This window comes from Mixta sp. Marseille-Q2659 (assembly GCF_940807255.1).
Taxonomy (GTDB): Bacteria; Pseudomonadota; Gammaproteobacteria; order Enterobacterales; family Enterobacteriaceae; genus Mixta.
This window is the reverse complement of sequence record NZ_CALNWY010000010.1, coordinates 77,172-91,612: the sequence shown is the minus strand read 5'-3', so window position 1 is coordinate 91,612 and position 14,441 is coordinate 77,172. Positions and strand designations below refer to the sequence as shown.

General features: G+C 53.4%; 16 protein-coding genes. 13 read left to right on the top strand and 3 right to left on the bottom strand.

Translation table 11 applies throughout. The features are described from left to right. The first annotated feature begins 97 nt into the window (after positions 1 to 97). The 8 genes from mdtH to solA all read left to right on the top strand — a co-directional run bounded on the left by mdtH (position 98) and on the right by solA (position 6,497). Positions 98 to 1,303 (top strand): multidrug efflux MFS transporter MdtH, encoded by a 1,206-nt coding sequence (gene mdtH / locus P3C52_RS09725; RefSeq protein ID WP_275554803.1) that lies wholly within the window; start codon positions 98 to 100, stop codon positions 1,301 to 1,303. 111 nt (positions 1,304 to 1,414) lie between these two features. Continuing rightward, a complete protein-coding gene (gene grxB / locus P3C52_RS09720; protein ID WP_275554802.1) occupies positions 1,415 to 2,062 on the top strand; it encodes a glutaredoxin 2 in 648 nt (215 codons plus the stop codon). Between the two features lie 150 nt (positions 2,063 to 2,212). After that, positions 2,213 to 2,776 (top strand): lipoprotein, encoded by a 564-nt coding sequence (locus P3C52_RS09715; protein ID WP_275554801.1) that lies wholly within the window; start codon positions 2,213 to 2,215, stop codon positions 2,774 to 2,776. A 189-nt stretch (positions 2,777 to 2,965) separates the two neighbouring features. Then, entirely contained in the window at positions 2,966 to 4,006 is a 1,041-nt protein-coding gene (pyrC, locus tag P3C52_RS09710; RefSeq protein WP_275554800.1) for a dihydroorotase, read from the top strand. Positions 4,007 to 4,143: 137 nt separating this feature from the next. Next, a complete protein-coding gene (gene dinI / locus P3C52_RS09705; RefSeq protein WP_275554799.1) occupies positions 4,144 to 4,389 on the top strand; it encodes a DNA damage-inducible protein I in 246 nt (81 codons plus the stop codon). A 145-nt stretch (positions 4,390 to 4,534) separates the two neighbouring features. Further along, complete coding sequence (locus tag P3C52_RS09700) at positions 4,535 to 4,810, top strand: hypothetical protein (protein ID WP_275554798.1); 276 nt, start codon at positions 4,535 to 4,537, stop codon at positions 4,808 to 4,810. A gap of 217 nt (positions 4,811 to 5,027) precedes the next feature. Next, complete coding sequence (gene bssS / locus P3C52_RS09695) at positions 5,028 to 5,282, top strand: biofilm formation regulator BssS (RefSeq protein WP_084970930.1); 255 nt, start codon at positions 5,028 to 5,030, stop codon at positions 5,280 to 5,282. Between the two features lie 99 nt (positions 5,283 to 5,381). After that, a complete protein-coding gene (gene solA, locus P3C52_RS09690; RefSeq protein ID WP_275554797.1) occupies positions 5,382 to 6,497 on the top strand; it encodes an N-methyl-L-tryptophan oxidase in 1,116 nt (371 codons plus the stop codon). A gap of 94 nt (positions 6,498 to 6,591) precedes the next feature. Here solA and proP read toward each other — a convergent pair whose 3' ends face one another. Then, positions 6,592 to 8,055 (bottom strand): glycine betaine/L-proline transporter ProP, encoded by a 1,464-nt coding sequence (proP, locus tag P3C52_RS09685; protein WP_275554796.1) that lies wholly within the window; start codon positions 8,053 to 8,055, stop codon positions 6,592 to 6,594. A gap of 736 nt (positions 8,056 to 8,791) precedes the next feature. On the opposite strand from proP, the gene P3C52_RS09680 reads away from it, so the two are divergent. Further along, entirely contained in the window at positions 8,792 to 9,367 is a 576-nt protein-coding gene (locus P3C52_RS09680) for a cytochrome b (protein ID WP_275554795.1), read from the top strand. Between the two features lie 4 nt (positions 9,368 to 9,371). Next, the gene (locus P3C52_RS09675; RefSeq protein ID WP_275554845.1) at positions 9,372 to 9,947 is read left to right on the top strand and encodes a YceI family protein; all 576 of its coding nucleotides are present in this window, start codon (positions 9,372 to 9,374) and stop codon (positions 9,945 to 9,947) included. Between the two features lie 203 nt (positions 9,948 to 10,150). Here the strand turns inward: P3C52_RS09675 and P3C52_RS09670 are convergent, their stop codons facing one another. Then, a complete protein-coding gene (locus tag P3C52_RS09670; protein WP_275554794.1) occupies positions 10,151 to 11,209 on the bottom strand; it encodes a rhodanese-related sulfurtransferase in 1,059 nt (352 codons plus the stop codon). Between the two features lie 207 nt (positions 11,210 to 11,416). Between P3C52_RS09670 and P3C52_RS09665 the strand changes: the two genes are divergently transcribed. The 3 genes from P3C52_RS09665 to P3C52_RS09655 all read left to right on the top strand — a co-directional run bounded on the left by P3C52_RS09665 (position 11,417) and on the right by P3C52_RS09655 (position 14,126). Then, complete coding sequence (locus tag P3C52_RS09665) at positions 11,417 to 12,511, top strand: NADH:flavin oxidoreductase/NADH oxidase (protein ID WP_275554793.1); 1,095 nt, start codon at positions 11,417 to 11,419, stop codon at positions 12,509 to 12,511. A gap of 145 nt (positions 12,512 to 12,656) precedes the next feature. Continuing rightward, positions 12,657 to 13,577 (top strand): Kdo(2)-lipid IV(A) acyltransferase, encoded by a 921-nt coding sequence (locus P3C52_RS09660; protein ID WP_275554792.1) that lies wholly within the window; start codon positions 12,657 to 12,659, stop codon positions 13,575 to 13,577. A 147-nt stretch (positions 13,578 to 13,724) separates the two neighbouring features. Continuing rightward, positions 13,725 to 14,126, top strand: coding sequence for a MysB family protein (locus P3C52_RS09655; protein WP_275554791.1), 402 nt, complete (start codon positions 13,725 to 13,727; stop codon positions 14,124 to 14,126). 8 nt (positions 14,127 to 14,134) lie between these two features. Here the strand turns inward: P3C52_RS09655 and P3C52_RS09650 are convergent, their stop codons facing one another. Continuing rightward, a complete protein-coding gene (locus P3C52_RS09650; RefSeq protein ID WP_275554790.1) occupies positions 14,135 to 14,374 on the bottom strand; it encodes a YceK/YidQ family lipoprotein in 240 nt (79 codons plus the stop codon). Between the last annotated feature and the right edge of the window lie 67 nt (positions 14,375 to 14,441).

Sequence of the window (14,441 nt, the reverse complement as noted above, 5' to 3'; positions counted from 1 at the left end):
AAAAATATCATTCCCGGCTTGCTGTCAAATTAACCAGCCGACGCGCAAAATATCCCTTCTGAATAACAGATTTGTTTATTTTTGCTAAGGAATCAGCATGGCTGGAGTTGCGCGCGCCCGACAGCTTGGTCGGGTTTTTCTGCTGGTGGACAATATGCTGGTGGTGCTGGGATTTTTCGTGGTTTTCCCGCTGATCTCCATTCGCTTTGTCGACCAGCTCGGCTGGGCAGCGATAATGGTAGGCATTGCACTGGGACTACGCCAGCTGGTACAGCAGGGACTGGGCGTGTTTGGCGGTGCCATCGCCGATCGTTTTGGCGCCAAGCCGATGATCGTTAGCGGAATGCTGCTGCGCGCCGCCGGTTTCGCCACCATGGCCGTCGCGCATGAGCCGTGGATACTCTGGTTCTCCTGCCTGCTTTCCGGTATCGGCGGTACGCTGTTCGATCCGCCGCGTACCGCGCTGGTGGTGAAGCTGATCCGGCCCGAAGCGCGCGGGCGCTTTTTTTCACTGTTGATGATGCAGGACAGCGCCGGGGCGGTACTGGGCGCGCTGATCGGCAGCTGGCTGCTGGCCTGGGATTTCCGTCTGGTCTGCTGGACGGGCGCGCTGGTGTTTGTGCTGGCCGCGCTGTTTAACGCGCTGTTCCTGCCCGCCTGGCGCATTTCAACGGTGCCAACGCCGATGCGCGAAGGGCTGAGCCGCGTACTGAAGGATCGCCGTTTTTGTACCTATGTTCTGACCTTAACCGGCTATTACATGCTGGCAGTTCAGGTAATGCTGATGCTGCCGATTATGGTAAATCAGATTGCCGGCACCGCCAGCGCGGTAAAATGGATGTACGCCATCGAAGCCACGCTGTCGCTGTCGCTGCTTTACCCCATTGCGCGCTGGAGCGAAAAGCGCTTTCGCCTGGAGCATCGCCTGATGGCTGGCCTGCTGCTGATGACGCTCAGTCTGCTGCCGATTGGCCTGACCGATTCTTTACAGCAGCTGTTTGTACTGATCTGTCTGTTTTACATCGGCGCGATTATTGCCGAGCCGGCGCGTGAGACCCTGAGCGCGGAGCTGGCCAGCGCGCGGGCGCGCGGCAGTTATTTAGGCTTCAGCCGCCTGGGTCTGGCGCTGGGCGGCGCGCTGGGTTATACCGGCGGCGGCTGGATATTCGATACCGGACGCGAACTGGCGATGCCGGAACTGCCGTGGCTGATGCTGGGCTGTACGGGTGCGGTTACGCTGCTGGCGCTGTGGTGGCAGTTCCAACCGCGCAGCGCCGCGCCCGCGATGCTCAGCGGCGGCTAAGCCGCTGCGGTTTGCCCTCCCCCTGATTCTCTTCCATACTTTTTAAACATATTCAAATGATTGCTGACGGTAAACCGCCGTCAGCAATCGCTATCAGTAAGGAGAGAGACAGTGAAGCTTTATATTTACGATCATTGTCCATATTGCGTGAAAGCGCGCATGATTTTCGGTCTGAAAAACCTGCCGGTAGAACTGGTAGTGATGCTCAACGACGATGAGGAAACGCCAAAACGGCTGATCGGCCAGAAGATGGCGCCTATTTTGCAAAAAGAGGATGGCAGCGCGATGCCGGAGAGCCTGGATATTGTGCGCTATGTCGATAAATCTGACGGCGAGCCGCTGCTGACCGGCAAAACCAATCCTGCCATTAACGACTGGCTGCGCAATGTAAACGGCTACGTGAACAAACTGCTATTGCCGCGCGTTGCCGAAGCGGGTTTTGCCGAGTTCGCCACGCCGGAAGCGCGCGCTTATTTTAAGCATAAAAAAGAGGCCAATATGGGCAGCTTTAGCGAGCTGAAACTGCACGCTGACGGGCTGATTAAAAAGATCTCACAGGATCTGCGCGATCTCGACAAACTGATCGTCAAGCCGAACGCGGTTAATGGCGAACTGAGCCTTGATGATATCAACCTGTTTCCCCTGCTACGCTCGCTGACGCTGGTGTCAGGCATCAGCTGGCCCAGCCGCGTAACGGAATATCGCGATAATATGGCGAAACAAACACAGGTTAACTTGTTAAGTTCTGTTGCTGGCTAAGGGTTGAGGGCGGCTTTTCGCCGCCTGTATCGCGCTTTTTTAACCGTTTTGCTCTTTCTTTACCTATTCTCCTGGTGACTCCCGGCAGTGATTGCGGCAAGCTTAGCCTCCTTAAAGGAGACTTTCTCCGCATTACTTTCGAGGATTGTCATGAACAAGGCGTTTTTGGCGCTCTGCGCCCTGCTGGTAGCCGGTCTGTTGACCGCCTGTAATCAGCTTACCCAATACACCATTTCCGAGCAGGAAGTGAATCAGGCCCTGCAAAAGCATAATAATTACGAGAAAGATATTGGCGTTTCCGGCCTGGTTAATGCCCATATCGTGCTGAGCAACCTCAGCAGCCAGATTGGCCGCGAGGAGCCAGGCAAGGTCACGCTCTCCGGCGATGCGAAAGTGAATATAACTTCGCTGCTCGGCCCGCAACAGGCGAATATGCAACTGAAGATGAAAGCGCTGCCGTTCTTCGATAAAGAGAAAGGCGCGATCTTTTTGAAGGACCTGGAAATTGTCGATGCCAATGTGCAGCCGGAGAAAATGCAACCGATCCTGCAAACGCTGACGCCCTATCTGAATCAGTCGCTGAAGAGTTATTTCGATCGCGAACCGGCGTATGTGCTGAGCGAAGATCGCAGCAAAGCCGAAGCCATGGCGAAAAAACTGGCGAAAGGTATTGAGGTGAAACCGGGCGAACTGGTGATCCCTTTTACTGACTGATGAATGTTCCCGCCAGCCCGCAACGTTCCCGCGGGCTGGCGGAAATGCGCTAACTACCCTCTTTTCCTCCCCTGCACGCACTTTTTTAACCGCACCGGCATAAAGCAAGTGCAATCGGTTGCCTTTATCCTTATGCTTGTTCCCCGGCTAAAAACTGCCTTTCTTTTTCCTGGCACCGGAGCATAACCAATGACACAACCCCAGCAATTGATCATTCGCCGCCCTGACGACTGGCATATCCATCTGCGTGACGATGAGATGCTGCGTGCCGTATTGCCTTATACCAGCGCCGTTAATGGCCGTGCCATTGTTATGCCTAACCTGGTGCCGCCGATAACCAGCGTCGAGGCAGCGATCGCCTATCGTGAACGCATTCTGGCCGCGCTGCCGGAAGGCCACCGCTTCCAGCCGTTAATGACCTGCTATCTCACCGATTCGCTGGATGCTGATGAAGTGGAAAAAGGGTTCCAGAGCGGCGTATTTACCGCCGCCAAGCTTTATCCCGCTCATGCCACCACCAATTCCAGCCACGGCGTTACCCATATTGACGCCATTGCCCGCGTACTGGAGCGCATGCAAGATATTGGCATGCCACTGCTGATTCATGGTGAAGTGACCGATGCGCATATCGATATTTTCGATCGCGAAGCACGCTTTATCGAAACGGTGATGGAGCCGCTGCGTCAACGCTATCCGGCGTTGAAAGTGGTGTTTGAACACATCACGACCCGTGAAGCGGCGCAGTATGTGGAAGCGGGCAACGACCTGCTGGCAGCGACCATTACGCCGCAGCATCTGATGTTTAACCGCAACCATATGCTGGTGGGTGGTATCCGTCCTCACCTCTACTGTCTGCCGATTTTGAAGCGCAACGTTCATCAGGAAGCGCTGCGTAATGTTATCGCCAGCGGTAACCCGCGCTTTTTCCTCGGTACCGATACAGCTCCGCATCTGCGCCACCGTAAAGAGGCCAGCTGCGGCTGTGCTGGCGTCTTCAATGCGCCCACCTCACTGCCCGCCTACGCTACCGTTTTTGAAGAAATGGACGCGCTGCAACACTTTGAGGCGTTCTGCTCGGAAAATGGTCCGAAATTTTACGGCTTGCCGCTGAATGAAGGGACAATCCGTCTGGTGCGCGAGCCCTGGACCGTACCTGAAAGCGTTGCGGCGGCAGAGGATACGCTGACGCCTTTCCTTGCCGGTGAAACGCTGAACTGGCGTATCGCCTGACGCTTCTCTGCGGTCGATCTTCCCGGATCGGCCGCATCTGCGATCGCTCCCGCTTTTTCCGCTTCTCCCTACAGCTTTTCGTTGCTTTGCTTCCGTGTTAACTGTATAAATACACAGTATTCACAGCGGAGGCAGATATGCGTGTTGAAGTCACTATAGCGAAAACTACTCAGCTCCCTGCCGGCGCTATCGATGCGCTGACGCAGGAACTGTCAAAACGAATCGATAAAGAATTTCCCGAAATGGCGAACCATATTTCAGTGCGTTACGCCAGCGGAAATAACCTGACCGTAATGGGCAGTGGTAAAGAAACCAAAGATCGCGTAACCGAAATCCTGCAGGAAACCTGGGAAAGCGCGGACGACTGGTTTATCACTGACTAACCTTCTCTTTGTGCCGTTGTTTGCCGGATATGCCATCCGGCTTTTTTTTATCTTTGCCGCCTCGCCGCCGCCCCAACACGGTTATAGACTGTTGTAAGCCGATGACATATTCTGGCGTCCGTCATGCTTACAGGAGGTGTTACCCATGACCGCTGAAAAACCCGAAGAGGCGATGACCTTTGGTGAACTGCTGGCGCTGATTGGCGAACAGCAGCGTCGTCTTACCGTACTGGAAAACGCATTTTCTTATCTTGCTTTTTGTCTGGACGATAAATCTAATCAGCTATTGATTCATAGCCTGCGGCTGGAAGCGCAAAATCAAAATCATGACGAGGGAATGCAGCAGCATTTTGCCCGCCTTGCCGCCGAGCTGGAAAAACGCCACGCGCCGATAAAAATCCAGGCTGAGCCTGGGGTTTAATTTTATAAACTCCTGCCCTTAGCAGGAGTTTTCTCGTTGACCGGCATTATCAGAATTTTGCTTAAATATTATTCTCTCGCCGTTTAATTACGCTATCTGAACATTTTTCGTGCCGCTTAATTCTGTAACGCTGTTATAATCACTTTTGCTCTGTGAAAAAAAGCCGCATTGGAACCTCAAATAATCACTTCGTTCTACGAGTAATAAGGGGGTTATAATGGACAGTAATAAAGAGATCATTCAGACACATCCCCTCGTTGGATGGGATATTAGTACCGTGGACTCGTACGATGCGATGATGATTCGTCTGCATTCGCTTTCATCTAATGAGCAGCAGCCCGATGAAGCCGACGTAGGGCCGACTTACTGGCTGACTACGGACGTTGCAAGACAATTTATCTCAATTCTGGAAGCAGGCATCGCTAAAATAGAAGCCAGCGAAATCCTTGCCAGAGACTACAAAAAGCATTAACCAGATCGTTTGGTCTACAAGGCATCCTTCGGGGTGCCTTTTTATTATCTGCACGCTTTTGCTATGCTGCTAACCCTTTGCAGGGTCAGGAGAAGTTGAATGGTTTATGATCTTATCGTTGTGGGCAGTGGCTCGGTCGGCGCCGCTGCAGGCTGGTACGCTACGCGCGCCGGATTAAAGGTGCTGATGATTGACAGCGCGCACCCGCCGCATCAGGAAGGAAGCCATCATGGCGCGACGCGACTGATTCGTCATGCTTATGGCGAAGGCGCGCGCTACGTTCCGCTGGTTTTGCGCGCACAGCAGCTTTGGGATGAGCTGGAGCAGCAAAGCGGCGAGCAGATCATGCATCGCAGCGGCATTATCAATCTTTCCCCTTCTCGCTCCCCTTTTATTCAAAACGTCATCGAAAGCGCCCGTCAGTTTCAGCTTGAGGTTGAAGTGCTGTCGGCAGAGCAGGTGCGCGCGCGCTGGCCTGCGTTTAGCGTGCCCGACGGCTATACCGCCGTTTTTGAGCCGCGCTCCGGCTATCTGAAATCAGAAATGGCGATTCGAAGCTTTATCCGCCTGGCGCGCGAAGCGGGCTGCGCTCAACTGTTTAACTGCCCGGTTTCCGCTATTGAGCGCGAAGGCGAACTACAGCGCGTCACTACGCTTGACGGCGATTATTATGGCCGCAAGCTGCTGATTAGCGCTGGCACCGCCGTCGGGCAGTTTTGCCCGCAACTGCCGGTAACGCCGGTACGTAAAGTCTTCGCCTGGTATCAGGCCGATGGCCGCTACAGCGAGAACAATAAGTTCCCCGGCTTTGCCGTGGAGATGGAAGATGGCAGCCAATATTATGGTTTCCCGGCTGATAATAACGAACTAAAAATAGGCCGTCATGACGGCGGGCAGCGAATGACCGGCGCGCAAGATCGAAAACCTTTCGGCGCTTATGCCAGTGATGGCAGTGAAGTTTTTAATTTTCTGCGGGGTTTCTTACCGGGCGTTGGCGTTTGTTTACATGGTGCCGCCTGCGCTTACGATAATTCTCCCGATGAGGATTTTATTATCGATACGCTGCCGGAAAATAACGATCGAATGGTTATTACCGGATTAAGCGGCCACGGTTTTAAATTTGCCAGCGTATTAGGTGAAATAGCCTGCGCCTTTGCCAGCAATAAAAAGTTTCAATTTGACTTATCGCCATTTTCACTGGCACGTTTTAAATAAAATTAAAGGCACAATAAATTTGTGCCTTATTATTTTTACTGCAATTAATACCGTTATGATTGTTTAATTATTTAGCATCGGTAAATTGTCGTTATTATTGCGTCTGCATTGTTTCTTTCTGGCGACGCAGCTTCAGTTTTTTTACCAGCTTAATGGCTTCGGCCTCGGAAGCCACCGCAGGCGCGGAACCGTGCAGCGGTTTACGCGCCGTTTCGCGCATAAAGAACACCGTAATCAGACCAATCACCGCCGCGCCCATCAGATAATAAGCTGGCATCAGCAGGTTTTGCGATTTCTCTACCAGCCAGGCGGTCATCAGCGGCGTGGTACCACCGAACAGAGAAACGGAAATATTAAAACCGATAGCCAGCGCACTATAACGAATATCGGTGGCAAACAGCGCCGGTAACGCCGAAGGCATAGTGCCGCTAAAGCAGCTGTGCAGAACGCCGAGGATCATCAGGCCGATAAACACAAATACCAGGTTACCGGTCGCGACCAGCATCAGGCAGGGAACGGCCAGCACAATCAGCCCTACCGAGCCCAGCGCAATAACCGGACGGCGGCCCAGACGATCGTTCCAGTGGCCCCAGAACAGCGTCAGCGGCATCATGACAAACATCACCACCAGCACCAGCATCAGGCCACTCAGCTCGCTTAAGCCCAGAACGCCGGTCAGGTAGCTGGGCATATAGGAAGTAAGCATGTAGTTGGAGACGTTAAACAGAAGCACCAGACCGATACATTTCAGCATCTGCGCGCGATATTTCTTCAGCATCTGCCACAGGCTCAGCTGCGGTTTGCTGTGTTCCAGCGCGTCCTGTTTTTCCATATGTTTCTGAAAGGCCGGTGTTTCTTCCAGTTTCAGACGAATATAAAGACCAAACAGTCCCAGCGGTGCAGCAATAAAGAACGGAATGCGCCAGCCCCAGTCAAGCAGCTGATCGGCAGAGAGCATCGCTGTTAGCGCAGTTACCAGCCCGGCGCCAAGCAGATAGCCGCCCAGCGTACCGAACTCCAGCCAGCTGCCCATAAAGCCGCGGCGCTTGTCAGTCGAATATTCCGCGATAAAGGTGGCCGCGCCGCCATATTCCCCACCGGTGGAAAAACCCTGCACCAGACGCGCCAGCAGCAACAGCAGCGGCGCGGCAATGCCGATGGAGTTATAACCCGGAATCAAACCGATACAGAAGGTACCGATCGCCATCATGATCATAGTAATCGCCAGCACTTTTTGGCGTCCGATGCGGTCGCCCAGCGGACCGAAGAACAAGCCGCCGATGGGACGCACCAGGAAGGCGGCGGCGAATGCGCCGAACGTGGCGATAAGCTGCGCCGCCGGGCTGCCGCCGGGGAAGAAAACTTTACCAATGGTGACGGCCAGATAGCTGTAGACGCCGAAGTCAAACCACTCCATGGCATTGCCCAGCGCGGCCGCGCCGACGGCGCGTTTTAACAGTGCATTATCGACGATAGTAATATCATCGACGGTAAGTTCAGGTTGGCTTTTTTTCTGCCAGAAATGTTTTTTAGCGGATGAGCCTGTAGTGACGTGCATATCGTTTCCTCACGGTTACGCGATGACGGTAGGCAGCACCATAGCTTTCATAGCCAGCAGTGGCTGATGGTAAGGAAAGCTATAACGCAGCATGAATACGTTCAACAGAATGAGATCTATATCACGTTTGTTGACGCAGATTTACTTTATAGATTGCGCGAACAAAATGCAACTTTGCCGAAATAATAAGCTATCCTGTCATATTTCAATAGCGAAGAATGCCATCCTTAATCAGAAACACAGCACAAATAACCACAAGAGTACAATGGTTATTTCTTCCCTCTTCAGACATTTTCGTAGCACCCTTCAATTTCCTTAAATAATAAGCGAATAAAATTATTATAAAAATTAACGTCGAGCTGGCGGCTTTTTCGCAGGCAAAATATGCAATTGCAATTGACAAAAACTGACATAAAGCTCACAAAAAACCATAACAAGCTCAAATTTATTGAAAATATTTTTTGCGGTTCCGTCATCCTTTCCACACCTTTTTGCCGTTTTCCCTTCCCCCTGATATATGGCTACTTACTCAGACGCACGTTTTATTTTTGCACGCCAGGAAACGCTTCACTTAGCTATTCCTCTCCTGGTAAAGCGAGAAAACTGACAGTCAGCTATCAAAGACAATCAGTTTTATCGAACAAAATAAAAAACAGGCGCCAGCCTCGCTTTTTTTGTTGATTTTATGTTTCAGCTTGTTCAGTCTCATGACAAAACATTGATAAGAGATACGGCAATGAGATGGAAAAATGGCGGCGACGAATATGGTCATTTGTCGGTACTGCTTCACTGGCTGGTAGCGCTGGCCGTTTATGGCATGTTCGCGCTGGGGCTATGGATGGTTTCTCTCGGTTATTACGATACCTGGTATCATAAAGCGCCGGAGTTGCATAAAAGCATCGGCATGGTGCTGTTTGCCGTAATGATTTTACGGGCTATCTGGCGCTTTATCTCGCCGCCTCCTGCTCCCCTTGCCAGCTACTCGCCGCTGGTGCGTTATAGCGCCATCGCCGCGCACCTGCTGCTCTATTTACTGCTGTTCGCTATTTTTATCAGCGGCTATCTGATCTCTACCGCCGAAGGCAAACCTGTTGAGGTCTTTGGCGTACTGTCTGTTCCCGCCACGTTCAGCGGCTACGGCGCACAGGCCGATCTGGCTGGCGATATTCACTTATGGCTCGCCTGGGCTGTGGTGGTGCTGTCGCTGCTGCATGGGCTGGCAGCGTTGAAACATCATTTTATCGATCGCGATATAACGCTAAAACGTATGCTGGGTTATCGCCTCACTTCATCTATTAAAACGGAGAAATAGTATGTTGAAAAAAACACTTTGCGCGCTGACCGCGGCAACGCTTCTGCTTGGCACTCAGGCGGCCACCGCCGCAGACTATAAAATTGATAAAGAGGGACAACACGCCTTTGTTCAGTTCCGTATTAAGCATTTAGGCTACAGCTGGCTGTACGGCACCTTTAAAGATTTTGACGGCAGCTTTACCTTTGATGAAAAGAACCCGACGGCAGATAAGGTTAACGTCACCATTAATACCAACAGCGTGGATACTAACCATGCCGAGCGCGATAAACATCTGCGCAGCGCCGATTTCCTGAACGTAAGCAAATTCCCGCAGGCAACCTTCGTTTCAACTGGCGTGAAAAAAGATGGCGATGAGCTGGATATTACCGGCAACCTGACGCTGAACGGCGTGACCAAGCCCATTACGCTGGAAGCCAAACTGCTGGGTCAGGGCGACGATCCCTGGGGCGGCTACCGCGCTGGTTTTGAAGCGGAAGGCAAGCTGGCGCTGAAAGATTTCAATATTACCAAAGATCTCGGCCCCGCCTCGCAGGAAGTGGAGCTGATTATTTCGGTGGAAGGCGTTCGCCAGAAGTAGACCATACCGTTACGCCAAGGCTAACGCTAAGGTAGCCTGGCAGCAGAATAAAACGGCCCGCGCCAGAAATGGCGCGGGCCGAGCTGTCAGGGATGACGTTTTTTGCGTCTTTACGATCGGACGGGCCTCTCCGCGCAGGCACGTTTTAGAGCGTCACGCTCCTCCCCGATCGAACGTTGTTTACCATCGCCCCTGAGCGACTGTTATTCGTTATCGCCAAGCGCCGGGATCATCAGCGTGGCGTTCAACAGTCCGCGCGACTTATTAAAAACTTTGTTACTGGTTTCACGTCCGGCACGGCGCGCGCGCTGCTCTTCCGGCGGCAATGCCGCCTCTTCCATGCACATCGGGCTGCAGCAGTGCTGATACTTTTCCGCGCAGGATGGACACTGGATAAACAACAGGTGACAGCCATCATTGACGCAGTTAACGTGCGTATCGCACGGCGCGCCGCACTGATGGCAATGCGCGATCACATCATCAGAGATGCGCTCGCCCATACGCTCGTCAAACACAAAGTTTTTGCCTTTGAAACGCACCGGCAGGCCCTGCTCGCGCGCCCGACGTGCATATTCAATAATGCCGCCTTCCACGTGGTAAACCTGCTCAAAACCGTTATGCAGCATCCAGGCGCTGGCCTTTTCACAGCGAATACCGCCGGTGCAGTACATCACGATCTTTTTATCTTTTTTATCCTGCAGCATTTCAACCGCCATCGGCAGCTGATCGCGGAAGGTATCGGCAGGAATTTCCAGCGCTTTATCAAAGTGGCCCACTTCATATTCGTAGTGGTTGCGCATATCGACAAATACCGCGTCGGGATCGTCCAGCATGGCGTTAACTTCATCCGCCTTCAGATAGGCACCGACCTGGCTGGCGTCGAAACTTTCATCTTCAATGCCATCGGCAACAATACGATCGCGCACTTTCAGACGCAGCACCCAAAATGATTTGCCGTCATCGTCCAGCGCGATATTCATCCGCAGATTATTCAGCGCTGGATCGAAGCGATAGAGCGTTTCCTGCAGGCGCGGATAGAGGCTGGCCGGCACGCTCACCTGCGCGTTGATGCCTTCGTGAGCCACATAGATACGACCAAATACCTTCAGCTCGGTCAGCGCCAGGTAAAGCGCATCACGAAAGGCTTTAGGATCGTTAATGGTGAAATATTTATAGAAAGAGACTGTGGTGCGCGGCTCGGTTTCAGCCAGCATGCGCGCCTTCAGCTCTTTATTCGAAACAAGGTTATGTAACACTGGCATGGTGTTCTTTCCCGGTAGTGAGCTTTTTTTGCGGGCGCCATGATACCTGATTTAACAGTGAAGCAAAGCTTTGCAGCATTTTTTCTACATTTGACGAGGCAGGCTAACCGCACATACTGACAATTGACCGCGCTACCAATAGCGTTAAGCATAAGTACTTCATTAGCACCCTATCTGTTACCAGGGTGACAACCGACGGAGAATAAGATGAGTCAGCTATTTACGCCAATGCAGTTGGGTAAGCTCTCACTCAGCAACCGCATCATTATTGCCCCCATGTGCCAGTACTCGGCGGAACAGGGTAAAGCCACGCCCTGGCATCGTATTCATTTGGGACACTTATCCCTTTCTGGCGCCGGACTGCTGATCATCGAAGCGACTGCCGTGGAAGCGGCTGGCCGCATTACGCCGCAGGATCTTGGCCTGTGGGATGATGAAACCGAGCAGGCGCTGGCGGAAACCATCAATGATGTGAAACGCTACGCAACCATGCCGCTGGGGATCCAGCTGGGCCATGCCGGACGCAAAGCCTCCTGCGACGTGCCCTGGCGCGGCGGCGGCTTTTTAACGCCACAGCAGGGCGGCTGGCAAACCTCTGCCCCTTCGGCGCTGCCTTACAGCGAAAACGACGGCGCTCCGCTGGCGTTGACCAAAGCGCGTATCGCCGAGATTAAACAGGCCTTTATCGACAGCGCCATCCGCGCCGATCGGCTGGGCTTTGAGCTGGTGGAAATTCATGCCGCGCACGGCTACCTGCTGCATCAGTTCCTCTCCCCGCTGTCCAACCAGCGTGACGATGAATATGGCGGCTCGCTCGAAAACCGCATGCGCCTGGTGCTGGAAATTTACGATGAAGTGCGTCGTGTTTTCCCGCGTGATAAAGCGGTGGGCGTGCGTATTTCCGCCTCAGACTGGGTGGAAGGCGGCTGGGATGAAGCACAATCCATCGCGCTGAGCAAGGCGCTGGAAGCGGCGGGCTGCGACTATATTCACGTCTCCAGCGGCGGCCTGTCGCCGCAGCAGCAGATCAGCGTCGGTCCGAATTACCAGGTGCCCTTTGCCGCCGGCATTAAGGCGGCCATGACCACCATGCCGGTCATTGCTGTGGGTCTGATTACCGAGGCGCAGCAGGCGGAATCGATCCTGACCAGCGGCCAGGCCGATGCCATCGCGCTGGCGCGCGCCATGCTTTACGATCCGCGCTGGCCGTGGCACGCCGCCGCCGAGCTGGTGAAAGTGCAGGCGCCGCCGCAATACTGGCGCTGCGAACCGCACGAAGTAAAAGGGTTGTTTAATCTTTAATCCTTCCGGCAGCGCAATTGATGCGCTGCCGTTTTACATGGCTGACATCACTCTTTCAGCCAGAAGTAAAAAAGTGGCACAATACGCCCCTTAAACTGGACACTGCGGCCTTTTCTCTCTGCCGCAACGAACAAACTGGAAGAACATGACTCAGTTGCCCCAATTTTCTCGCGAACTGCTGCGTCCGCGTTACTGGTTACTCTGGCTTGGTATTGGCCTGCTTTATCTTATTGTTCTGCTGCCTTATCCGGTGCTGTATCGTCTCGGTTGCGGTTTAGGTCGTCTGTCGATGCGTTTTATGAAGCGACGCGCGGCCATTGCCCGTCGCAATATTGAACTCTGTTTTCCCGATATGCCGACCGCCGAGCGCGAGGCGCTGGTAAAGCGCAATTTTGAATCTGTCGGCATGGGTTTACTGGAAACCGGCATCGCCTGGTTCTGGCCAGACTGGCGGGTGCGCAAATGGTTTACCGGCTTTGGCAATGAACATATTCAACAGGCAAAGCGCGAGCAAAAAGGCGTATTGCTGATCGGAATGCACTTCCTGACGCTGGAGTTGGGCGCGCGCATGTTCGGCATGCTTAATCCGGGCATCGGCGTCTATCGTCCCAATGACAACCCGCTGATTGACTGGCTGCAAACCTGGGGCCGCATGCGATCCAATAAAAGCATGATCGATCGTAAGGACCTGAAAGGAATGATCCGCGCGCTGAAGACGGGCGAGATTATCTGGTATGCGCCCGATCATGATTACGGCCCGAAGAGCAGCGTGTTTGTGCCCTTTTTCGCCGTGCCAGATGCTGCCTCCACCAAAGGCAGCTATATGCTGATCCGCACCGGCAAACCGGCAGTCATCCCATTCGTGCCGCGTCGCCTGCCGCACGGCAAAGGTTATGAGCTGATTGTTCTGCCGAGCGTTGAGGATATACCCACGGACAGTGAAGAAGCGACCGCCGCCCGCATGAATAAGATCGTTGAAGATGCGATTCTGATGGCGCCAGAACAATATATGTGGCTCCATCGCCGTTTTAAAACCCGTCCGCCGGGTAAAGAGAAGCTCTACTAAGTGCCGTTTCCCCTTTCGCTTCGCCCCGGAGCGAAAGGGTCAGTTTTTCTCCGCTTAACGCAGTTTTTTCTTCCCTCACCCCATACCGTCGCAAATCTTCGTCTATTCTTTCCTGAAACCATCCCCGAGGAGATTAAGGAGAGACTGATGAGCATGTTTAGCACACTGGAAGAAGCTATCGATAACGCCCGCGAAGAGTTCATGGCGAATAACCCGGATCTGGATGATGATGAGATTTCCATCGGCCAATTCAACCTGCAAAAGTATGTGATGCAGGATGGTGAAATCATGTGGCAGGCGGAATTCCTGGCCGATGAAAGCGACGATGGCGAGCTTTCGCCGATCCGCACCGGCGAAGCGGCGCAGGCGATTTTTGATGGCGATTTCGATGAGGTTGAACTGCGCCAGGAATGGATGCCGGAAAACACGCTGCACGAATGGGATGAAGGCGAATTTCAGCTGGAGCCGCCGCTGGATACCGAAGAAGGCGAAGCGGTAGCGCAGGAGTGGGAAGACAGCGGCAGCAATAACGAATCTGACCGCTGGTAAGCCATCAGTTATTCATAGGGCCCGTGGTGCGCATCCACCGGAAGCAGCAGCGTATCCAGCAGGGCCGACAGCGGCACGTCGATAATGGTCAGAAAGCGCCACGGCGTGTCGCGCACATCCCACTGTACGCCGGGATAATATTGATTGCCGTTTCCCTGTCCGGGCACGGTGCGGCTGATAATACTGCCGCAGCCGGTTAACATCATTACCAGCGTCAGCGCCAACGCGCTGCGTAATCCTTTTTTCAACCTACACCTCTCAAACTAAACCTGCGACATTCTGGCTGCTTTGCGCGCACTGGTGCGGCGCATAAAG